Annotated in this window: 16 protein-coding genes and 1 riboswitch; of the genes, 4 read left to right on the top strand and 12 right to left on the bottom strand. The window is 44.2% G+C overall.

Going from position 1 to position 17265, the window contains the following annotated elements:
• Positions 1 to 7: 7 nt before the first annotated feature.
• Genes celB through NSS75_RS03480 form a run of 3 tightly spaced genes read right to left on the bottom strand, consistent with a single transcriptional unit; the run spans position 8 to position 1994 of the window.
• On the bottom strand, positions 8 to 1333 hold the full coding sequence (celB, locus tag NSS75_RS03490; RefSeq protein ID WP_024120396.1) for a PTS cellobiose transporter subunit IIC: 1326 nt from the start codon (positions 1331 to 1333) through the stop codon (positions 8 to 10).
• A gap of 17 nt (positions 1334 to 1350) precedes the next feature.
• Positions 1351 to 1683, bottom strand: a complete 333-nt coding sequence (locus NSS75_RS03485) for a PTS lactose/cellobiose transporter subunit IIA (RefSeq protein WP_024120395.1) — start codon at positions 1681 to 1683, stop codon at positions 1351 to 1353.
• Positions 1683 to 1994 carry a PTS sugar transporter subunit IIB gene (locus tag NSS75_RS03480; RefSeq protein WP_024120394.1) on the bottom strand — a complete coding sequence of 104 codons (312 nt, stop codon included), beginning with the start codon at positions 1992 to 1994 and terminating at the stop codon, positions 1683 to 1685. Before NSS75_RS03480 ends, NSS75_RS03485 begins: the two co-directional genes overlap by 1 nt.
• A gap of 179 nt (positions 1995 to 2173) precedes the next feature.
• A riboswitch (purine riboswitch) is annotated at positions 2174 to 2273 on the top strand.
• Positions 2274 to 2327: 54 nt separating this feature from the next.
• Between NSS75_RS03480 and pbuE the strand changes: the two genes are divergently transcribed.
• Positions 2328 to 3494: a purine transporter PbuE gene (gene pbuE / locus NSS75_RS03475; protein WP_151174784.1), complete on the top strand. Its 1167-nt coding sequence runs from the start codon at positions 2328 to 2330 to the stop codon at positions 3492 to 3494.
• 15 nt (positions 3495 to 3509) lie between these two features.
• Here the strand turns inward: pbuE and NSS75_RS03470 are convergent, their stop codons facing one another.
• Both NSS75_RS03470 and NSS75_RS03465 read right to left on the bottom strand, forming a co-directional pair.
• Positions 3510 to 4076, bottom strand: coding sequence for a YdhK family protein (locus tag NSS75_RS03470; protein WP_216394943.1), 567 nt, complete (start codon positions 4074 to 4076; stop codon positions 3510 to 3512).
• A gap of 220 nt (positions 4077 to 4296) precedes the next feature.
• Positions 4297 to 5274, bottom strand: a complete 978-nt coding sequence (locus NSS75_RS03465; RefSeq protein ID WP_339235961.1) for an HD domain-containing protein — start codon at positions 5272 to 5274, stop codon at positions 4297 to 4299.
• Between the two features lie 322 nt (positions 5275 to 5596).
• Between NSS75_RS03465 and phoB the strand changes: the two genes are divergently transcribed.
• Both phoB and NSS75_RS03455 read left to right on the top strand, forming a co-directional pair.
• The gene (phoB, locus tag NSS75_RS03460; protein WP_095714196.1) at positions 5597 to 6985 is read left to right on the top strand and encodes an alkaline phosphatase PhoB; all 1389 of its coding nucleotides are present in this window, start codon (positions 5597 to 5599) and stop codon (positions 6983 to 6985) included.
• A gap of 64 nt (positions 6986 to 7049) precedes the next feature.
• Positions 7050 to 7757, top strand: coding sequence for a DUF4352 domain-containing protein (locus NSS75_RS03455; RefSeq protein WP_339235956.1), 708 nt, complete (start codon positions 7050 to 7052; stop codon positions 7755 to 7757).
• Between the two features lie 533 nt (positions 7758 to 8290).
• Here the strand turns inward: NSS75_RS03455 and NSS75_RS03450 are convergent.
• The 4 genes from NSS75_RS03450 to NSS75_RS03435 all read right to left on the bottom strand — a co-directional run bounded on the left by NSS75_RS03450 (position 8291) and on the right by NSS75_RS03435 (position 13743).
• The gene (locus NSS75_RS03450) at positions 8291 to 9619 is read right to left on the bottom strand and encodes a collagen-like protein (protein ID WP_339235954.1); all 1329 of its coding nucleotides are present in this window, start codon (positions 9617 to 9619) and stop codon (positions 8291 to 8293) included.
• Between the two features lie 389 nt (positions 9620 to 10008).
• On the bottom strand, positions 10009 to 11193 hold the full coding sequence (locus NSS75_RS03445; RefSeq protein ID WP_024120385.1) for a macrolide family glycosyltransferase: 1185 nt from the start codon (positions 11191 to 11193) through the stop codon (positions 10009 to 10011).
• Positions 11194 to 11667: 474 nt separating this feature from the next.
• Complete coding sequence (locus NSS75_RS03440) at positions 11668 to 12930, bottom strand: glycoside hydrolase family 18 protein (RefSeq protein ID WP_339235949.1); 1263 nt, start codon at positions 12928 to 12930, stop codon at positions 11668 to 11670.
• A 138-nt stretch (positions 12931 to 13068) separates the two neighbouring features.
• The gene (locus NSS75_RS03435; RefSeq protein WP_024120383.1) at positions 13069 to 13743 is read right to left on the bottom strand and encodes a GntR family transcriptional regulator; all 675 of its coding nucleotides are present in this window, start codon (positions 13741 to 13743) and stop codon (positions 13069 to 13071) included.
• Between the two features lie 252 nt (positions 13744 to 13995).
• On the opposite strand from NSS75_RS03435, the gene NSS75_RS03430 reads away from it, so the two are divergent.
• Entirely contained in the window at positions 13996 to 14733 is a 738-nt protein-coding gene (locus tag NSS75_RS03430; RefSeq protein WP_106020855.1) for a sulfite exporter TauE/SafE family protein, read from the top strand.
• 41 nt (positions 14734 to 14774) lie between these two features.
• Here NSS75_RS03430 and NSS75_RS03425 read toward each other — a convergent pair whose 3' ends face one another.
• The 3 genes from NSS75_RS03425 to NSS75_RS03415 form a co-directional block, all read right to left on the bottom strand.
• Positions 14775 to 15980 carry a Bcr/CflA family efflux MFS transporter gene (locus tag NSS75_RS03425; RefSeq protein WP_024120381.1) on the bottom strand — a complete coding sequence of 402 codons (1206 nt, stop codon included), beginning with the start codon at positions 15978 to 15980 and terminating at the stop codon, positions 14775 to 14777.
• A 198-nt stretch (positions 15981 to 16178) separates the two neighbouring features.
• On the bottom strand, positions 16179 to 16502 hold the full coding sequence (locus tag NSS75_RS03420; RefSeq protein WP_024120379.1) for an AzlD domain-containing protein: 324 nt from the start codon (positions 16500 to 16502) through the stop codon (positions 16179 to 16181).
• Entirely contained in the window at positions 16499 to 17224 is a 726-nt protein-coding gene (locus tag NSS75_RS03415; RefSeq protein ID WP_024120378.1) for an AzlC family ABC transporter permease, read from the bottom strand. The genes NSS75_RS03420 and NSS75_RS03415 overlap by 4 nt, the downstream gene beginning before the upstream one ends.
• Between the last annotated feature and the right edge of the window lie 41 nt (positions 17225 to 17265).

Here is a 17265-nt window from a genome sequence, read left to right as displayed (position 1 = left end):
CCTTATGTCACATTTTGATGCTGTTATCATTTTGCTGTGCTGTTTCCTGAACAGCCTGTTCTTTTTCTTTTGCGAGATTTAATTTATCCATTGCTTTTAGGAACGGAAACCATATCACGAAGACAATTAATAGATTAACAAGCTGCATGACGCCACCCATGATTGAGTTCGTCGCCATAATGCCATTAATGAATAATGGAACCGTCCACGGCACCGTCACACCGGTCGGCGGCGGAACGAGCCCTGCTGACATGGCCAGATAGGTGACGAGCGTAACAACCATCGGTGCCAGCACCCAAGGCACGATAATGATTGGATTCATCACAATCGGAAGTCCGAAGATAATCGGTTCGTTTACGTTAAAAATCCCTGGAGCAAGGCCGAGTTTTGATACTTGCTTCATCTGCCTGCTTTTCATGAATATAAGAATCGTAAATACAATCGCCAGCGTCATCCCGGTTCCGCCCATCCCCACTGTATAAATCTCCATAAACGGTTTTGAGATGATGTGCGGCACTTCTTTCCCCGCTGTGTAGGCTGCCAGGTTTTCCACCTGAAGTGTATTCCAAATCGGGTCCATCACAGAGTTGATAATGATTTGCCCATGCAATCCGAAAAACCATAGAATTTGAATGAAAAATACAGCAATCAGCGTCGGAATGATACCGCTTCCAAGTCCGACAAGCGGAGCCTGAATCGCATGATAAATGACATCATGCATGTTGGTTTTGAAAAGCTGGGTGACCAGAACGTTAATCAGCAAAAACACAGTCAGTGTGATAAAAGCCGGAATAAGTGCGGCAAATGATTTTGCTACAGCTGGCGGAACCCCGGCAGGCATTTTGATCGTCAGATTTTTTTGAACGATTCTTCTGTAGATTTCACCAGAAAGAAATGCCGTGATCATACCCAGAAACATTCCTTTGGCACCGAGGCGGTCTACCGGAATGACTCCGGTTATGGCATCTCCTGTTTCCGGCTGAACGATAAAAGGCGTCAGCAGCAAAAAGGAAACCAAAGCGATCGCACCGCCAAACACAGCTTCAACCTGATAGCTTTTTGAGAGATAATAGCCTATACCAAACACGACGAAGACAGACATAATCCCCATGGTCGCCGTAGACGCAATGCCAAAATTGGACTGAAACGATGTGAGCATTGAAGCATTCATGATTTTATTTAAAAACGGCAGGTTCGTTAACACCACAAAAATGGACCCGAATATCGTAAGCGGGAAGGCCAGCATAAACGCATCGCGCAACACCTGCAAATAACGGTTATTATTTAACCTCCCTGCAATTGGAACAAGGAACTGGCTGATTTTCTCGAACACCCTATCCACCCCGATTTTTATATATTCTTTGTTTTAAAGATGCCAAGCAGCTCTTTTACCAATTCTTTCATAGTCAATGTTGACATCAGATGATCTTCCGCGTGCATAAGCAGCAATGAGAAATTGGCTGCCTCGCCGCTTGATTCTTTCTGTATCATTTGAAAGTGAATGTCATGGGCTGCAGATAGAGCATCCTCAGCCTGGGCAATAAGGGCATCTGCCTCCCCCCTGTTTCCTTCCTTGTAGGCGCGCAGTGATTGAATGATGCAGCTGCGGGCATTGCCGCTGTGGAGAATAAGCTGAAAGCTGATTTGTTCGTCTGTTAAATCGGTGATTTTTATCTGCTCCATCATTGTTGCCCCATTAATGACAAAGCCTGTTCATAAGCTTTTTTGCCATCAGCCATTCCGTAAGCCATCATGTCAATGACCTCAACCCGAATGTTGTATTGGTCGGCTTCTTTTTGCAGTTCGCTTTTCAGAAAGCTCATTTGCGGGCCGATTAAAACCGCATCTGCCTTTTGCATATCTTCTTTCGCTTTATCCTGGCCGACTGCCCAGATCTCCGCTTCCTCTCCGATGGATTGCGCGTATTCTTTCATTTTTGTCACCAACAAACTGGTGGACATTCCCGAACTGCACGCCAGTAAAATTTTCTTCAATGGATGACCCCCCTCTTTTATTTAAAACGCTTACAAAATTTATTATAGTCATTTAATTTTAATTGTCTATACTTTTGTAAAAATAAATATACTCATATTTATTCAGTTCAACTATTTATCAAAATTTTCTATGGAAGATTCGCTCACAATATGTTAAACTCATCCTCGGAAACTAAATCAATTAAATAGCTATTTTTACTTGTATAACCTCAATAATATGGATTGAGGGTGTCTACCAGGAACCGTAAAATCCTGATTACAAAAATTGTGTATCACTTTTTTTGTAATCAGGATTTTTTTATTTGTCAAAAAATTTATGTAAAGGAGTTTGTTATGAATTTTAAAGTTTTTCTGCTTGCAGCTTCTACGATTGCAGTCGGATTGGTTGAGTTAATTGTGGGTGGGATTCTTCCTCAAATCGCAAATGATTTACACATTTCCATTGTTTCGGCCGGACAGCTGATCAGTGTGTTTGCGCTGGGATATGCTGTTTCAGGGCCGCTGCTTTTGGCAATGACCGCGAGGGTTGAACGGAAGCGTTTATATTTAATTGCGTTATTTGTTTTCTTTTTAAGTAACCTTGTCGCCTATTTCAGCCCTAACTTTGCGATGCTGATGGTATCAAGGGTATTGGCGGCGATGAGCACAGGACTGATTGTGGTCCTTTCCTTGACAATTGCGCCGAAAATTGTGGCGCCTGAATACAGAGCCCGCGCAATCGGCATCATTTTTATGGGATTCAGTTCTGCCATCGCATTAGGTGTGCCGCTTGGAATATTGATCAGCGATTCCTTCGGATGGCGCATTTTGTTCCTTGGCATCGGCCTGTTGGCGCTGATCTCCATGCTGATTATTTCAATCTTCTTTGAAAGAATACCAGCGGAGAAAATGATTCCTTTCCGGGAACAACTCAAGACAGTCGGTAATCTGAAAATCGCGAGTTCACACCTCGTCACGATGTTTACATTAGCTGGCCATTACACGCTTTACGCTTACTTTGCGCCGTTTTTAGAAGAGACTCTTCACCTGAGCTCTTTCTGGGTCAGCATTTGTTATTTCCTTTTCGGGATATCTGCTGTATGCGGAGGTCCTTTCGGAGGAGCGCTATCTGACCGGCTTGGTTCCTTTAAGAGCATTTTGCTGGTGACCGGTTCCTTTGCCATCATTATGTTCTTACTGCCGCTGTCTACATCGTCTATGATTTTCTTTTTGCCTGTTATGGTGATTTGGGGTCTTCTGAGCTGGAGCCTCGCCCCGGCTCAGCAAAGCTATTTAATTGAAATTGCACCTGATTCGTCTGACATTCAGCAAAGCTTTAACACGTCGGCCCTCCAAGTCGGAATTGCCCTTGGCTCAGCCATTGGCGGTGTTGTTTTGGATCAGACGGGTACTGTGGTGTCAACAGCATGGTGCGGCGGGTCGATTGTGATCATCGCTGTCCTGTTTGCTCTAATTTCTTTAACAAGACCTGTTCAGACAGCAAAAAAATCCTCCTTGTAAAAGGAGGATTTTTTATTATTTAGCTGAAAGCTCATCTTCGGTGACCCATTTGTGGTTTTTCACTTTTTCTCCGCTTGTTTTCGATGTATAGTCCACCATGTATACCGTTGTTTTTTCTGCAGAGTCGATTTCAGCAGTTGCTCCCTTCATGCCTTTCATGTGAGAGGCCTCTAAGATCGCCTGATCTCCGGGGTTGAGGGGTTTATCTCCTGCATCTTTTATCTCTTCTTGGATCACCCATTTGTGATGATCAACTCGCTGTCCTCCGGTTGTCGGTGTATAAGAAACAACATATGCCGTTGTATCGTATGCGCCTGTAACTGTTGCTTCGGCACCCTTCATACCTTTCATATGAGAAGCATTGATGATGACCTGGCTGCCTATTTTATATTTAGGATGTTTCGATTCAGTTAATCCCTCTGGAACTTCAGCAGATCCGGAATGATCCATTTCTTCGTGTGAGCCGGAGTCCGAATGACTTTCATGAGTGCTTTCTTTTTTGCTGTCGCTATTGCCGCATGCTGATAAAACAAAAATAAGTGACATCAATAAAATTCCAAGTGCCTTTTTCGAAATCTTCATGTTCATTCTCCTTTGCTTCATTTTTTGGTGTGAATGTAATCCGCAGAAACAGAATGGCCTTCACATCTGCCTGTCAAACATGATCTTTTCAAGAATACTATACCCCCGGATGGTATGTAAATGCGCTGATATTCTCATAAAATATGCTGCTGTTTGTCCTATTCCCCGTGATCCGCAGAATAAAACGCGGTGGATAAAAGCCGCGGTTGCGCGGCTTCGGTTAGTTTTCGATTACTTTGACATACACGCCTTTTTTTGCTTTCTGATAAGCGGTCTCTCCCATTTTTCTGATGTTTTGAGATACTGATGAGGATGTGATCCATTCATTATGATGGAAAACAGAAGGGTCGATGAGACGCATTTTCTTTTTTCGATGAAAATCGTAATGAATGTCATCCTCTTTTACTTGTATGTGAGGATGTATTTTTTCAAGCAGTCTCCGTACTTCTTCATTTTCTGATGAATGCAGGATGTCTAACACCTCTTGGTCTGTTTTCAGCAAATCTTCGGCGGCGATGACATTGTGCTGCAGCGCAGCCTTCAGCGTTCGCGTTAAGTATTCATATCCATATACATTCACTGGGTGCATAAAGAAATCGATTACTTCCTTGTAATACACTCGCACGAACCATTCGGCTGTTCCGATACTATCTGGAAACACCCTTCCGTTTCTCACAATGAGGCGATCTAAAAAGATTTCTGCTTCGCGGAGCTTGATCTGTCCATATTGATACATGTCACGCAGCGTGTAGTCTATGCGATCAGCACACAGCTCCGGTGCGGGCTGTTCGAGCAGTGTCCATCTTGTATCATTTAATAAAAGATCGTCGGCATCATAACCGTGTTTTTTTAGAATTCCAGGGATCTCGGACTGGTCAATGACTTGTTGAAAAATGTTTTCATGATAATCTTCCGCTTCATTTTCAAATACAAAATCGATTACATGAGAAAATGCTGTGTGCGACACATCGTGGAGAAGACCCGCGATCTGCTCTTCTATGGTTCCCCCCAGCCTTTTGATTAGAAGCATAACGCCAATGGAGTGCTCATACCGGGTCACATTCCACTTTGGATTGACTAAAAAGCTGGCGCCGCCTTGATAAACCCCTTTTAATCTTTGCACGGGCGCGCTTTTTATGAGTTCTTCCAGTACTCCGTCTATTTGATGCCTGCCGTAAAGCACATCGTTTATTTCCATACTGTCACCTCAACATCTATTCTCTTCTTCGGGTGCATTGCCGGTCACATGTTTTCCTTTAATATCCCCTCAGTAAGAAATATTACCTCTAGCAAACTCGATTTCTTTTTGAGTTCTATATCAAGGGATTGATTGACATCTTCTAGTCACATACATAATCACTAGCCGGTCAGATTTGCACATCATATTTACTTTCGGCACTGCCTTTTCATTTCCTTGTTATCTTGTAAATTCAATCTTTAAAATCGATTAATACTAGCTTAACACTTTAAAAATATAATGGGTTTGTCATTGAGGATCATATTTTTAGGAGGTTATTCAGTTGAAAAAATTCCCGAAGAAGCTGCTGCCTATTGCGGTGTTATCATCTATTGCGTTCAGCAGCCTAGTCAGCGGCAGCGTGCCTGAAGCCAGCGCCCAGGAAAAGAAAAAGGGGAATCAAAACGAAATTAAGAATGTCATCGTCCTGATCGGTGATGGGATGGGTGTGTCTTATACGTCCGCTCATCGTTACTTAAAGGATAATAAAAAGACAAAGGTTGTTGAGCCTACAGCTTTTGACCAATACCTTGTCGGCCAGCAGACCACTTACCCTGAAGATCCTGAACAAAATGTAACGGATTCTGCTTCTGCCGCAACGGCTATGTCAGCTGGGGTTAAAACATATAATAATGCAATTGCAGTGGATAATGACGGTTCAGAGGTCAAAACAGTTCTTGAAGCGGCAAAAGAAAAAGGAAAATCGACCGGCCTTGTCGCCACTTCAGAGATTACTCACGCCACTCCGGCTTCTTTCGGCTCACATGATCACAGCCGGAAAAACATGAATTCTATTGCAGACGATTATTTTGATGAAATGGTGAACGGCAAGCACAAAATTGATGTCCTTCTAGGCGGTGGAAAAAGCAATTTTGACCGCAAGGACCGTAATTTGGTAAAGGAATTCAAAAAAGCGGGATACAGCTATGTGGATAACCGCAAGGACATGCTGAAAAACAAGGACAGCCAAGTTCTCGGCCTATTCGCTGACGGCGGCCTGCCTAAAAAGATCGACCGCACGAAGGATATTCCTTCATTAAAAGACATGACAAACACAGCTCTCAAAAAATTAAGCAAGGACAAAGACGGTTTCTTCCTCATGGTTGAAGGAAGCCAGATTGACTGGGCGGGGCATGACAACGATATTGTCGGCGCCATGAGTGAGATGGAAGACTTTGAACAAGCCTACAAGGCAGCGATCGATTTCGCTAAAAAAGACAAGCATACATTGGTTGTCGCAACGGCTGACCACTCAACCGGCGGGTACTCCATCGGTGCGGACGGCATTTACAACTGGTTCAGTGAGCCAATTAAAGCGGCAAAACGCACGCCTGACTTTATGGCAGAAAAAATCGCCGGCGGCGCAGATGTTGAAAAAACATTAAAAACGTATATTGATCAAAAGAAATTAGCTTTAACTGCATCTGAAATTCAATCTGTTGAAAAAGCGGCAAAATCGAAGGAAGTCCTTGATATCGATAATGCGATTGAGGAGATTTTCAATAAACGCTCCCACACAGGATGGACAACAGGCGGACATACCGGCGAGGATGTTCCTGTCTATGCGTACGGACCGTCCAGTGAGAAGTTTTCCGGCCAAATCGATAATACTGAAATCGCCAAAAATGTTTTCGACGCTTTACAATACAACATTAAGATCAAAGATAAGTAAGAGAATACAAGGTGTCCCGTTGCTTGTATAAGGAACGGGCTCTCTTTTTAATGGAGGACTCATGATGAAAATGATTCTATCGATTTTATTTTTTATCGTCATGCTTGCGGGCTGTTCATCAAACGCCGATTCTGAAAAACAAAATACAGCCGGAGAGCAAACAGCAAAAGCCATACCGCAAAGCACTTCGTCTCAAAAGGACAGTATAGATGAGTATCAGCCTAATGCACAGGTAACAGATGACCGGTCATTGCAGAAGGTAAATCAAACGTTTTCTGATGACAAAGGTGAAGCCGTCTTAAAAGATATCAAACAAGTCAATCAAACTTATAAGGTTGGAAACGTAGAGTTAACGGTAAAAGAAATGAAGCTGATCCACTTACGTCCGGATTACAGCATGATTGATTATTTTCATGTATTAACACACGATGAAGAGTTTGATTTCGTTAAAGTTTTCGTTGATATCAAAAACACTTCTTCCGAGAAAGTGAATTTTGCCCCGATTGCATTGATGAAAACAAATACAGGTGAAACCTTTGATTGGAATAAAGATATGTACCTCGAAGAGTTGAATGGTGAATTAGAAGGCGGCGCCGAAAAATCCGGCAATCTCGGCTTTATTGTAAACGCAGCAAGCGGACATGCTCATGATGAACCATCAGCTGAGAAGAAGAAAAAAGAGATCAAATGGATTGAAATCACAACAAGTGACGTTTTTGACCAAAACCATAAGAAAATCACTGATTCTCAAAAGATCAAAATTGCATTTTAATAATTGCCTTCCAACACGGAAGGTTTTTGTATATCGGAGAAGTTAAACAGTCACCTTGTATGCCAATTTGATATGATCTTATTTTTTGCGTAGATAGAATACTTCACCTGTTCATCAAACCCTAACTTTTGAGCTGGCTTTATCGATGCTAAATGGTTAACATCACGATCCTATCTTGGTTATGGCATAACCAAAACCTTTAGCTGCCCCGAATCCTCATATTCTTCATAGTATGCCCCATTAAATAACGACTGTTTGTAATTGTTTCTTCGTTAATTCTCTAGATGCTGTAAACCCTCCGAAGAATCGTTTAACCGATTAAAAGAAAAGGATGTCTGCTCATTTGTTCGATATCGTTTTTTTGTTTTACACATCCTATCCCAGTTATCCCATACAAAATAAATATCTGAGATAAAAAGAACTTGGAGCGTTTGTATGATCACATAAATAGGTCAAAAAAAGCACTGCTGAAATATAAGTACTAGTAAGATCAATAGAGTACTTTTTGTTTGTTCATGACACAGTGCTAATTGTTAATCTAATTTTTTAATTACAATTGAAGCGTTTACGTTAGGTTGTGTGCCTCCTGCCAAAGTCTGGAGAGTCACTGCGGCAGCGGACGTATGATTTCGAAGAGTTAGAACATCGCCGGCTGCTATGGCTATAATAGCCTGACCGTTGTTTTGCTGAGTACCTGCACCTGAACCGTAGACTGTATTCGTAATCGGCGCACCATTTAAAAATAGTGTGAATTGGTTAGGCTCTACTCCCGAAACAGAAAAAGTGACCTCATAGTCTCCCGGAGTGGTAATTGCAATTTGAGAAGTTCCGGGGGCATGTGTAATTCCAGGGGTGGTTATCCCTGTTGAATCAAAAATGACATCAGCCTCTATAGCTACCGTTTGAGCGCTTAAGTTATAAATATACCCGTATTCGGATAACCCAGCTGCTCCTGTGCCTGTGGCTCCCGTGGCTCCCGTCGCTCCCGTGACTCCGGCTGGTCCGGCGTCTCCTGTGGCTCCCGTGGCTCCCGTGGCTCCCGTTGCTCCCGTTGCTCCTGTGGCTCCGGCTGGTCCGGCGTCTCCTGTGGCTCCCGTGGCTCCCGTGGCTCCCGTTGCTCCTGTGGCTCCGGCTGGTCCGGTGTCCCCTGTGGCTCCCGTGGCTCCGGCTGGTCCGGCGTCCCCGGTGGCTCCCGTGGCTCCCGTGGCTCCCGTGACTCCGGCTGGTCCGGCGTCTCCTGTGGCTCCCGTTGCTCCGGCTGGTCCGGTGTCCCCTGTGGCTCCGGCTGGTCCGGCGTCCCCGGTGGCTCCTGTGGCTCCCGTTGCTCCGGTGGCTCCCGTCGCTCCGGTGGCTCCGGTGGCTCCGGCTGGTCCGGCGTCTCCTGTGGCTCCGGTTGCTCCGGCTGGTCCGGCGTCCCCTGTTGCTCCTGTGGCTCCCGTTGCTCCGGTTGCTCCGGCTGGTCCGGCGTCCCCTGTTGCTCCTGTGGCTCCCGTTGCTCCGGTTGCTCCCGTGGCTCCAGCTGGTCCGGCGTCTCCTGTAGCTCCCGTGGCTCCCGTGGCTCCGGCTGGTCCGGCGTCCCCTGTTGCTCCCGTCGCTCCCGTCGCTCCGGCTGGTCCGGCATCCCCGGTAGCTCCGGTGGCTCCCGTCGCTCCTGTGGCTCCGGCTGGTCCGGCGTCTCCTGTGGCTCCCGTAGCCCCGGCCAGTCCTGGTGGTCCTGTGGCCCCTGTTGCTCCGGGCAGCCCTGGCAGCCCCGGTGGTCCTTGTGGTCCTTGTGGTCCTGTGGCTCCAATACTGCCTGGAATACCGCGTAATCCGCGTGGTCCCTGCGGCCCTCTTACTCCCCTTACGCAGCAGCAGCACATACATGAATGTTTAGGCTCAGGATTTTTTTTAGGGCCTACTCTACAACTGGGGCTTGAAGAGTTAGATCCACAGTAAGGGCACCTATGTGACGGCTTTCGAGACATAATTTATATCCACATCCTTTCGATACATAATTTTTCCATACACTTATTCATAATATGAAAAATGATTTTGAGTGTGAATGAATGCGAAAGTATTTCTCCTGCTGCCCTGCCGTTCCCAGAAAATGAGCCCATACAAATTTATAATCCTTTTGCTAAAATCTCTGATCCCGCAAAATGAATCCGGTTATTGTCACAATGCCTGTAAGACCCTATCAGTAAAAAAGAGTGAGACCATTTTCATCTCACTCTTTTTTCTTATATCATCCAAATGTATTTTTTGCTGTTTATTTTCTCTGATCTATAAATTGATCAATCCGCTCCATTACCTCTTCCATATTCATGCAATCCTGAAAGCTTTGATTGATTTTTTGAATTCCTTCCTTATACCGGTCGTTATTCAACACTTCTTCCACTGCATGTTTTAAAGACTGCGCGGTTACATGATCTTTAGATACTGTATAACCTGATTGTAATTCAGTCAGCCGCTGGGCCACCATTGGCTGGTCCTTATCGTGCGGCATTACAACTAGAGGAACGTTAAAATGAATGCCTTCATTTACACTGTTCATTCCTCCGTGAGTGATGAAAACATCTGATTGTTCCAGCACTTCCAATTGAGGCACATATGAAGCAATGATAAAGTTCTCTGGCGCTTGCTTTAATCTTGTCAGATCAGCTTTTTCTCCCGCAGCTATCACGACCTTGCCCTCGACATCAGAAAAAGCATCTATACATAAGTTGAAAAACTCTTCAGTTTCGTCTAATACAGTCCCCATTGAAATATAGATGACTTTCTCATCTTTCAATTTCTCAATTGGGAAATCAGTTTTTTCCGCTCTCTTTGGAAAGCTTGGACCGATAAACAGAAATTCATTGCCGAAACGATGGCTTTCCGGCTGAAAATATCGGCTTGTGTACACTACATTTAATTCACCTTTATTATTCATGAATTGAACCATATTTTCAGGTGATACACCATAATTTTGTTTCATCTCTAATAATAGATCTTCACACTCTTTATCCAATTGTAAAGGCACTTCTGAATCCGGATGCAGAGGCAATACCTTTAAATGCTCTTCATCGAATAAGAAGGAAGCAGATGAAGAGATGCCCGGGATGTTGAGATAATCTCTGACCAGCTCTCCCGCACCGAATTTATCATAATAAACAAAGTCAAACTGAATGCTTTTTGACAACTCTTTTACGACATGTAAAATGTCCAGTGAGGTTTTGATATGTATTTTCAGGAAATCAAGAATGCCATTTGGCGAAGCGACATGAATAGGTGTTGTTCTCAGCAAATCCTGATGAAGGTGGACAGTCGCTCCCACCGCTTCTAATCTTTCTTTATATTTTTCAGTGGATATATAGTGGACATCATATCCTCGATCGGCAAAGGCTTTCGTAATGCCTAATGTAGGATTTACATGGCCTTCAGCTGGGAAATTCAGGATCAATACTTTTTTCATTCTGACAACTTCCTCTCACTCATATTCCGTAAGCGTTCATAAGATGATATGCAATTTGTGCCTGATTAGACTGATGATAGTTCTCACTATCGATCATAATGGGGGAGACTGACGCCATGCAAGTGACAAATGATCGAATTATTCTGCCGCTTTAGGCTGATGCGGTTTTACGGCTATCAATCCGTTACGATAAAGGATATCACCAGCGCTGCCAGCCAGTGAAATGACAATATGTCGGGAACTCAGGGCTGCTCGAGGCACCGCAGTCAAAAAATACGCCTATGTCCTCCTTTGTGTGAGAATGGCATTTATCTGCTTCTTATATTTCAACACCGTGAACGATTATCATCTGATTTTAACAAAGCAGCTTAGAGATAATGCCCGATGGAAGTAACAACGCAAGGAAGGCTGAGACGGTAAAAGCATTCAGCAGCCGCTTAAAACATCACTAAAAAGACAGCGTGCCCGGTGCCCTTAAACCTTTCTGATCGTAAAAAATTTCCGCAGAAGCCACGGAGCTGGTGTGAATCCGAGTGTTAACTGCCAGGCGCCTATTGCTTGTAATCCATATTCGCGGACGATCAGCATCTTTTGGCTCATGCTCCTGACATCTTCAAACCATACCTCATGCGTCCGTCCCTGATCATCTCTGTAGCGAAAAAACGGCGATTGATATTCGTTTGAATATTGAATAGGGGCTTGGTACCTCATCGCTGTTTCAATTGATTTTTGATTTGAGATAGCTGAAGCCACTGTTCCTGGCTGGTAAGGGATAATCCAATTGTAGCCGTAGAGCGGGACTCCGATGATGATTTTTCTCCGCGGCACCTGGGCAATCGCAAATTCAATTGTTCTTCTTATTTCAGTAATCGGCGCAACAGGCCCCGGCTCGCTTCCCGCATGATGCCAGTCATACGCCATGATAAACATATAATTGACAACCGCTCCGATCCCTCCGTAATCATAGCCCCTCAGCCACGGAATATCATCGCTTGTTTTTGCCGGAACCGCTATGGTCAGCACATACCCTCCCGGCTGCAGACGATCTCTCAGCTGACGCAAAAATCCTGTGAACAGATCCCGATCTGCGGCGCTCACTTGTTCAAAATCGATCGTCACGCCGCCATATCCCCTTGTGGACACCAAGTTATAAATATTGTTAACCAGATTGGTTCTGGCAGTTGGATTGTTTAACACTTGGTGTACGAGTTCCGTACTGAAGCCTGCTGAGGTTAGATTTGTTATTGTTGCAAGCGGCGTCACCCGTCTTCTCCATGTGGTTTCAATAGCGGCTGCGTCATTCAATTGGTTTGCAATGTCGCCATTAGGCGCAATATGGTATTCGAAAATGGAAATCGAAGACGAATACGGGGCGTAATCATTGATTAAATCGCGATCTAGATCCGGATTGCGGAGCACGTAAAAGCTTAACGTTCCCGCAATATAGTTTGAGATATTAGGAATCGTCAGTCTCATTCCTGCTTGCAAGGCATTTGGATTTATAGCGGGATTTGCGGCTCTTAGCCGTTCTGCCGGAACAAACGCTTTTGCTGCAATAGCTCCGAGCGTGTCTCCCGGCTGTACTGTATATACATAAAGAGGGATGAGCAGAGCCTGCCCCGGCACGATATTCGTTTCTTCTAAACCATTCACACCACGTATTTGATCAACAGAAGCACCGTATCTTCTGCCTATGGAAAACAAAGAATCACCCGGCCGGACGATATGGATAAACATGTCTAACCCCCATTATTCGTTAGTCAATCATCATAGAATCTTATTAATGGGCTTCCTTATATATGATTTTCAATTTATTAAAGTAATGAGAGCAATAAAAAATACCAAGGACTCATCCTCGGTATCTGTACATGTCATTTAATTTTCTTTTCCTTCTTCAAGCACACGCTTCAAATGTTCTGAATCATGATTGAAATGAGCCATCATATATTCTTTGGCTGCTTCTTTGTTTCTCTTTTTTACTTCTTCAAATATGCTGCGGTGTTCACGCAGGATCGTTTCAGGGCGGTTGTCCCCTTTATAATTAAGGATTCTGCAAAAGTGAATCAGATCGTTTACATGCTCAAGCAAGTTTTTTAAATGCCTGTTATGGCTAAAATCGACAAGCAGCTGGTGAAACTTTTGGTTTAAGCTGATCATTTCAGTTTCTTCCGCTCCGTTACGAATAGCGTTTTCTGTTTCTTCAAGCTGTTTTTCAAGCGTTTGAAGCTCTTCGTCATTCGCTTCGTCTATGACCAATTCGACAGCAAGCAGTTCGAGAGGAATTCTGATTTTATAAATTTCATCTACATCTTTAGCGGTTAAAGAAGCGATTGAAAATCCATTCCGGTCATCTGCTCTTAACAAGCCGTCTTTCTCAAGCAGCCGCATAGCTTCCCGTATCGGAGAGCGGCTGACGCCGAAACTTTTAGCCAGCTGTGTTTCATTGATCCGTTCCCCCGGCTTAAAAGTCCCGTTAAAAATCATTTTTTTCAGCTGGAAATAAAATTGCAGGTAATAAGGAGTCGGCTTGTCTAATTTAAAATCATCCATATAAATAATACCTCTTTTGAATAGATTCAGGGGCTGTTCTTCATCAAAATCATATAACAGATGATAAAGGGAAGCAACAAACTGCCTTGTCAAATTCCAAAATTTGCGGTACGATATTTTTGCTAAACGACGGTCGACAGACTACTGTAAACCAGTGAGATAATCCTCTCATCGGCTGCCGGACACTTCGCCTCAGCTACAATCACTCAGATTCATTACATTTACAGCTCAGAATATAATGGAGGAAAAAATATGCTCATTATTCTTGTTATGTTTCTTCTCGGAATCATTTTAGGCTTTATTGGTGCCGGGGGAGCCGGCTTTGTTATTGCTCTTTTAACCCTGGTTTTTCATATTCCGATTCATACAGCTTTAGGCACTTCCCTCGCCGGTATGGCTTTCACCAGCTTATCAGGGGCCTACAGCCATTACCGGGAAGGCAACATCCAATTGAAAATCGGTTTAACGGTCGGATGCTTTGCTGCCGTCGGGTCATTTTTCGGGGCAAAGCTGACATCTTTTATTCCGGCCGATTTGCTTCATTATTTGACAGCGGGAATGTTATTTTTATCAGCGATTCTCATTTTAATCAGATTATTTATTTTAAAAGAAAAACCTCAAGGGAATCAAAGCAATGTTTCAATGTACACAAAAGCCGTGATTTTAGGAATCGTATCAGGCATACTTTCCGGCACATTCGGCATCGGTTCTGCTCCTTTTATCCAGATCGGTTTAATGATTATGCTGAACCTTTCCATCCGTCATTCTGTCGGAACGACGATGCTTGTCATTATCCCTCTTGCTGCAGGCGGAGGTATAGGGTATATCACGGAAGGATTTGTTGATTATGTGTTGCTGATCAAAGTCTTGATCGGAACCATGTGCGGTGCGTATGTCGGCGCGAAATTCACCAATCTCATGCCAAAGGCCGTCTTGAAATCAGCAATCTTTTTGACTCCGGCCATCGCCGGCCTGCTTTTGCTATTTTAATAAAATCAAAAAAACCTGACATGCCGTCAGGTTTTTTTTGATTAATTCTGCTTCACGCTCTCTTTAGTTAATCTAAAAAAGGCGAGCGAACCGATAACTGCTGTAACAAACATGATCGCTCCCATCGGAACAGCTGTCGTCTCATCAATGCCCACAAGCGGCGAAACAATGGAGCCAAGGAGCAGCGGGAGCATTCCCAGCAGCGCACTTGCACTTCCGGCGCGGTGCCCCTGTTTTTCCATGGCCAGCGTAAATGTGCTCGTCAGAACCATGCCGATCGTAATCATATAGACAAAAATAGAGATGACCAATGCAGCGAGAGGACCGTGAATCATCGTCATCGTTAAAAGCACGGCAGTCGCAATCATAGCTGTAATGACCGCCATGCGGAGCAGGCTTTTTTCATGAATGATTCCGCCAAAGCGCCCGATAATAAAGCTTCCCGTAATAATCGCCAGGCCGTTAATGCCGAATAAAATACTAAATACCTGCGGCGACACCCCGTAAATATCCTGGTACACAAAAGGCGTACCGGATACATAAGCAAAGCTTCCCCCGTGAACAAATCCGACAGTTAACGCGTAGCCCATAAAAGAACGATCCTTCAGCAGGCTCCCCATTGTTCTGACAGATGTTCCAATTGAGCTTGGAATCCGCTTTTCTGGCGGCAATGTTTCTTTTAGCCTCAGCGCAATAATCAGTACAAGCACAAATCCGATGATCGTTAAAAAGTGAAAAATCGTATGCCACGTTGCAAACGGCAGCAATAAAAGAGCACCGCCTGTCATTGGCGCTATCATTGGCGCGACTGCGGTAATCACCATTAACAGTGAGAAAAATTTAGAAAGCTCTCTCCCTGTGAACACATCCCGCACGATTGCCCGAGACAGCACAAGTCCTGCAGAGGCCGTAATCCCCTGTAAAAAACGGGCTGCCACCAGTGTTGTAATGTTTGGTGAAAGCGCACAGAACAGAGAAGATAACGCAAATAAGAAAATACAGATTAATAGCGGTTTCCGTCTTCCCTGCGCATCACTGACCGGCCCGACAATCACCTGGCCGATGGTAAGCCCGATCAGACAGGCTGTTAAACTTAACTGTACAAGCGAGGCACTGGCCGATAAATCATCGGCAATGTCAGGAAAACTAGGCAAATACATATCTATATTAAGCGGGCCCAATATAGCAAGCATGCCGAGCAGAAATGCCAATGCCAAACGCTCTTTTCCAGTTGGATTTTGCAGCATTCTATCAAAACCTTCCCTTCAATCTATTATTTATCTGAAACAGATGTCACTCCAACAATTGATTGAAGCTGTAAAACATTTGTATATTGTACCATAACTTTCAGCCAGTGAAAGCCGCTTAAAGATTGAATCAGAGACACAAAAAATACCAGGGTTTGCTTCCCCCTGATATCGTGAGTTTTGATGTAAGCAGCTGTTTTATACCCATAAGCGCAAGCCGGCCATAAGAACAACACCGCTGATGACTGTCATAGATAAACTTTTTGTTTTCAGTGCAATCAATAGAGTAGGAATCAATACAACTGCTGCCTGCCAATTCAATTTCAGAGAATCATTGGATTGAATCATGCAATCCTTCACAACAAGTGCCGTCAATATACAAACCGGCACATAGGAGAGCCATTTCAGCACAGGCTCCGGCAAGGAAATATTCCGTACAACTAAAAATGGAATCACGCGGGGAATCATTGTGACCAGCGCGCAGCCGATAATCACCATCAGGATGTATGTATTTACGCTCATTTATCTGTCACCACCCCGATTGTCGCTACGATGATCGTTGAAATAATCACAGCGAGATGTGACGGCATAAAGAAAGAGAAAACAATCATCGCAATCACCATATAAATAATGAGAGATACATAGTGTTTAATCTTTGCAGGCACAACATGTTCCATCTGCAAAATCAGCAATGCTAAAAACATAGCCGTCACCGCAAAATCGAGTCCGAACGTTTCCGGATCGGTAATCCATTTACCAAAGACTGCCCCTGCCACACAAGAGAGCACCCAGCACGCATATGCAGTGAGATTTAAACCGAACATCCATCGATCACTAATTGGTTCTTTTTTTACAATCTTATTTGAAGCAACACCGAATGACTCATCTGTCACCATCATGCCGATCCCCACATTTTTCACTAGCGAATACTTTGAAAAGTGAGGAGCAAGCGCGGCACTTAATAGAAAATTGCGTAAATTTACGATAAACGTTGTCAGGATAATAGCGGACATCGGACTATTCGCTGCTAACAAAGCACAGATAACGAACTGGGAGCCGCCGGCAAAAACCAAACCTGACAACAGCGTAATCTCAAGGACGCTTAAATGCGAGGCAATTCCCACGATTCCGGCAGCCAAACCTATACTGATGTAGCCGATCAGCGTCGGGACACAATCTTTAAACCCTTGTAAGAACGATGGCTCGCAAGTTGGGGCATGAGTGATTTCCTTCTCTGATATCATTCTGTTTCTCCTCCTCGTCTAACATATTATACACATATATG

The organism is Bacillus sp. FSL K6-1012, from assembly GCF_037964915.1.
GTDB classification, from domain to species: Bacteria; Bacillota; Bacilli; order Bacillales; family Bacillaceae; genus Bacillus; species Bacillus halotolerans.
Note: the sequence above shows the minus strand (reverse complement) of the source record. Positions and strands in the feature narration are given on the sequence as shown.

Bases quoted from the DNA above. Each gene is read 5' to 3' on its own strand.
- NSS75_RS03470 (WP_216394943.1), bottom strand. From the start codon at position 4,076: ATGAAGATTTCGAAAAAGGCACTTGGAATTTTATTGATGTCACTTATT.
- NSS75_RS03415 (WP_024120378.1), bottom strand. From the start codon at position 17,224: ATGATATCAGAGAAGGAAATCACTCATGCCCCAACTTGCGAGCCATCG.
- NSS75_RS03465 (WP_339235961.1), bottom strand. From the start codon at position 5,274: ATGGAAATAAACGATGTGCTTTACGGCAGGCATCAAATAGACGGAGTA.
- NSS75_RS03445 (WP_024120385.1), bottom strand. From the start codon at position 11,193: ATGAAAAAAGTATTGATCCTGAATTTCCCAGCTGAAGGCCATGTAAAT.
- NSS75_RS03450 (WP_339235954.1), bottom strand. From the start codon at position 9,619: ATGTGCTGCTGCTGCGTAAGGGGAGTAAGAGGGCCGCAGGGACCACGC.
- NSS75_RS03420 (WP_024120379.1), bottom strand. From the start codon at position 16,502: ATGAGCGTAAATACATACATCCTGATGGTGATTATCGGCTGCGCGCTG.
- NSS75_RS03430 (WP_106020855.1), top strand. From the start codon at position 13,996: ATGCTCATTATTCTTGTTATGTTTCTTCTCGGAATCATTTTAGGCTTT.
- NSS75_RS03485 (WP_024120395.1), bottom strand. From the start codon at position 1,683: ATGGAGCAGATAAAAATCACCGATTTAACAGACGAACAAATCAGCTTT.
- NSS75_RS03425 (WP_024120381.1), bottom strand. From the start codon at position 15,980: ATGCTGCAAAATCCAACTGGAAAAGAGCGTTTGGCATTGGCATTTCTG.
- NSS75_RS03440 (WP_339235949.1), bottom strand. From the start codon at position 12,930: ATGTTTATCCATATCGTCCGGCCGGGTGATTCTTTGTTTTCCATAGGC.
- NSS75_RS03455 (WP_339235956.1), top strand. From the start codon at position 7,050: ATGAAAATGATTCTATCGATTTTATTTTTTATCGTCATGCTTGCGGGC.
- pbuE (WP_151174784.1), top strand. From the start codon at position 2,328: ATGAATTTTAAAGTTTTTCTGCTTGCAGCTTCTACGATTGCAGTCGGA.
- NSS75_RS03435 (WP_024120383.1), bottom strand. From the start codon at position 13,743: ATGGATGATTTTAAATTAGACAAGCCGACTCCTTATTACCTGCAATTT.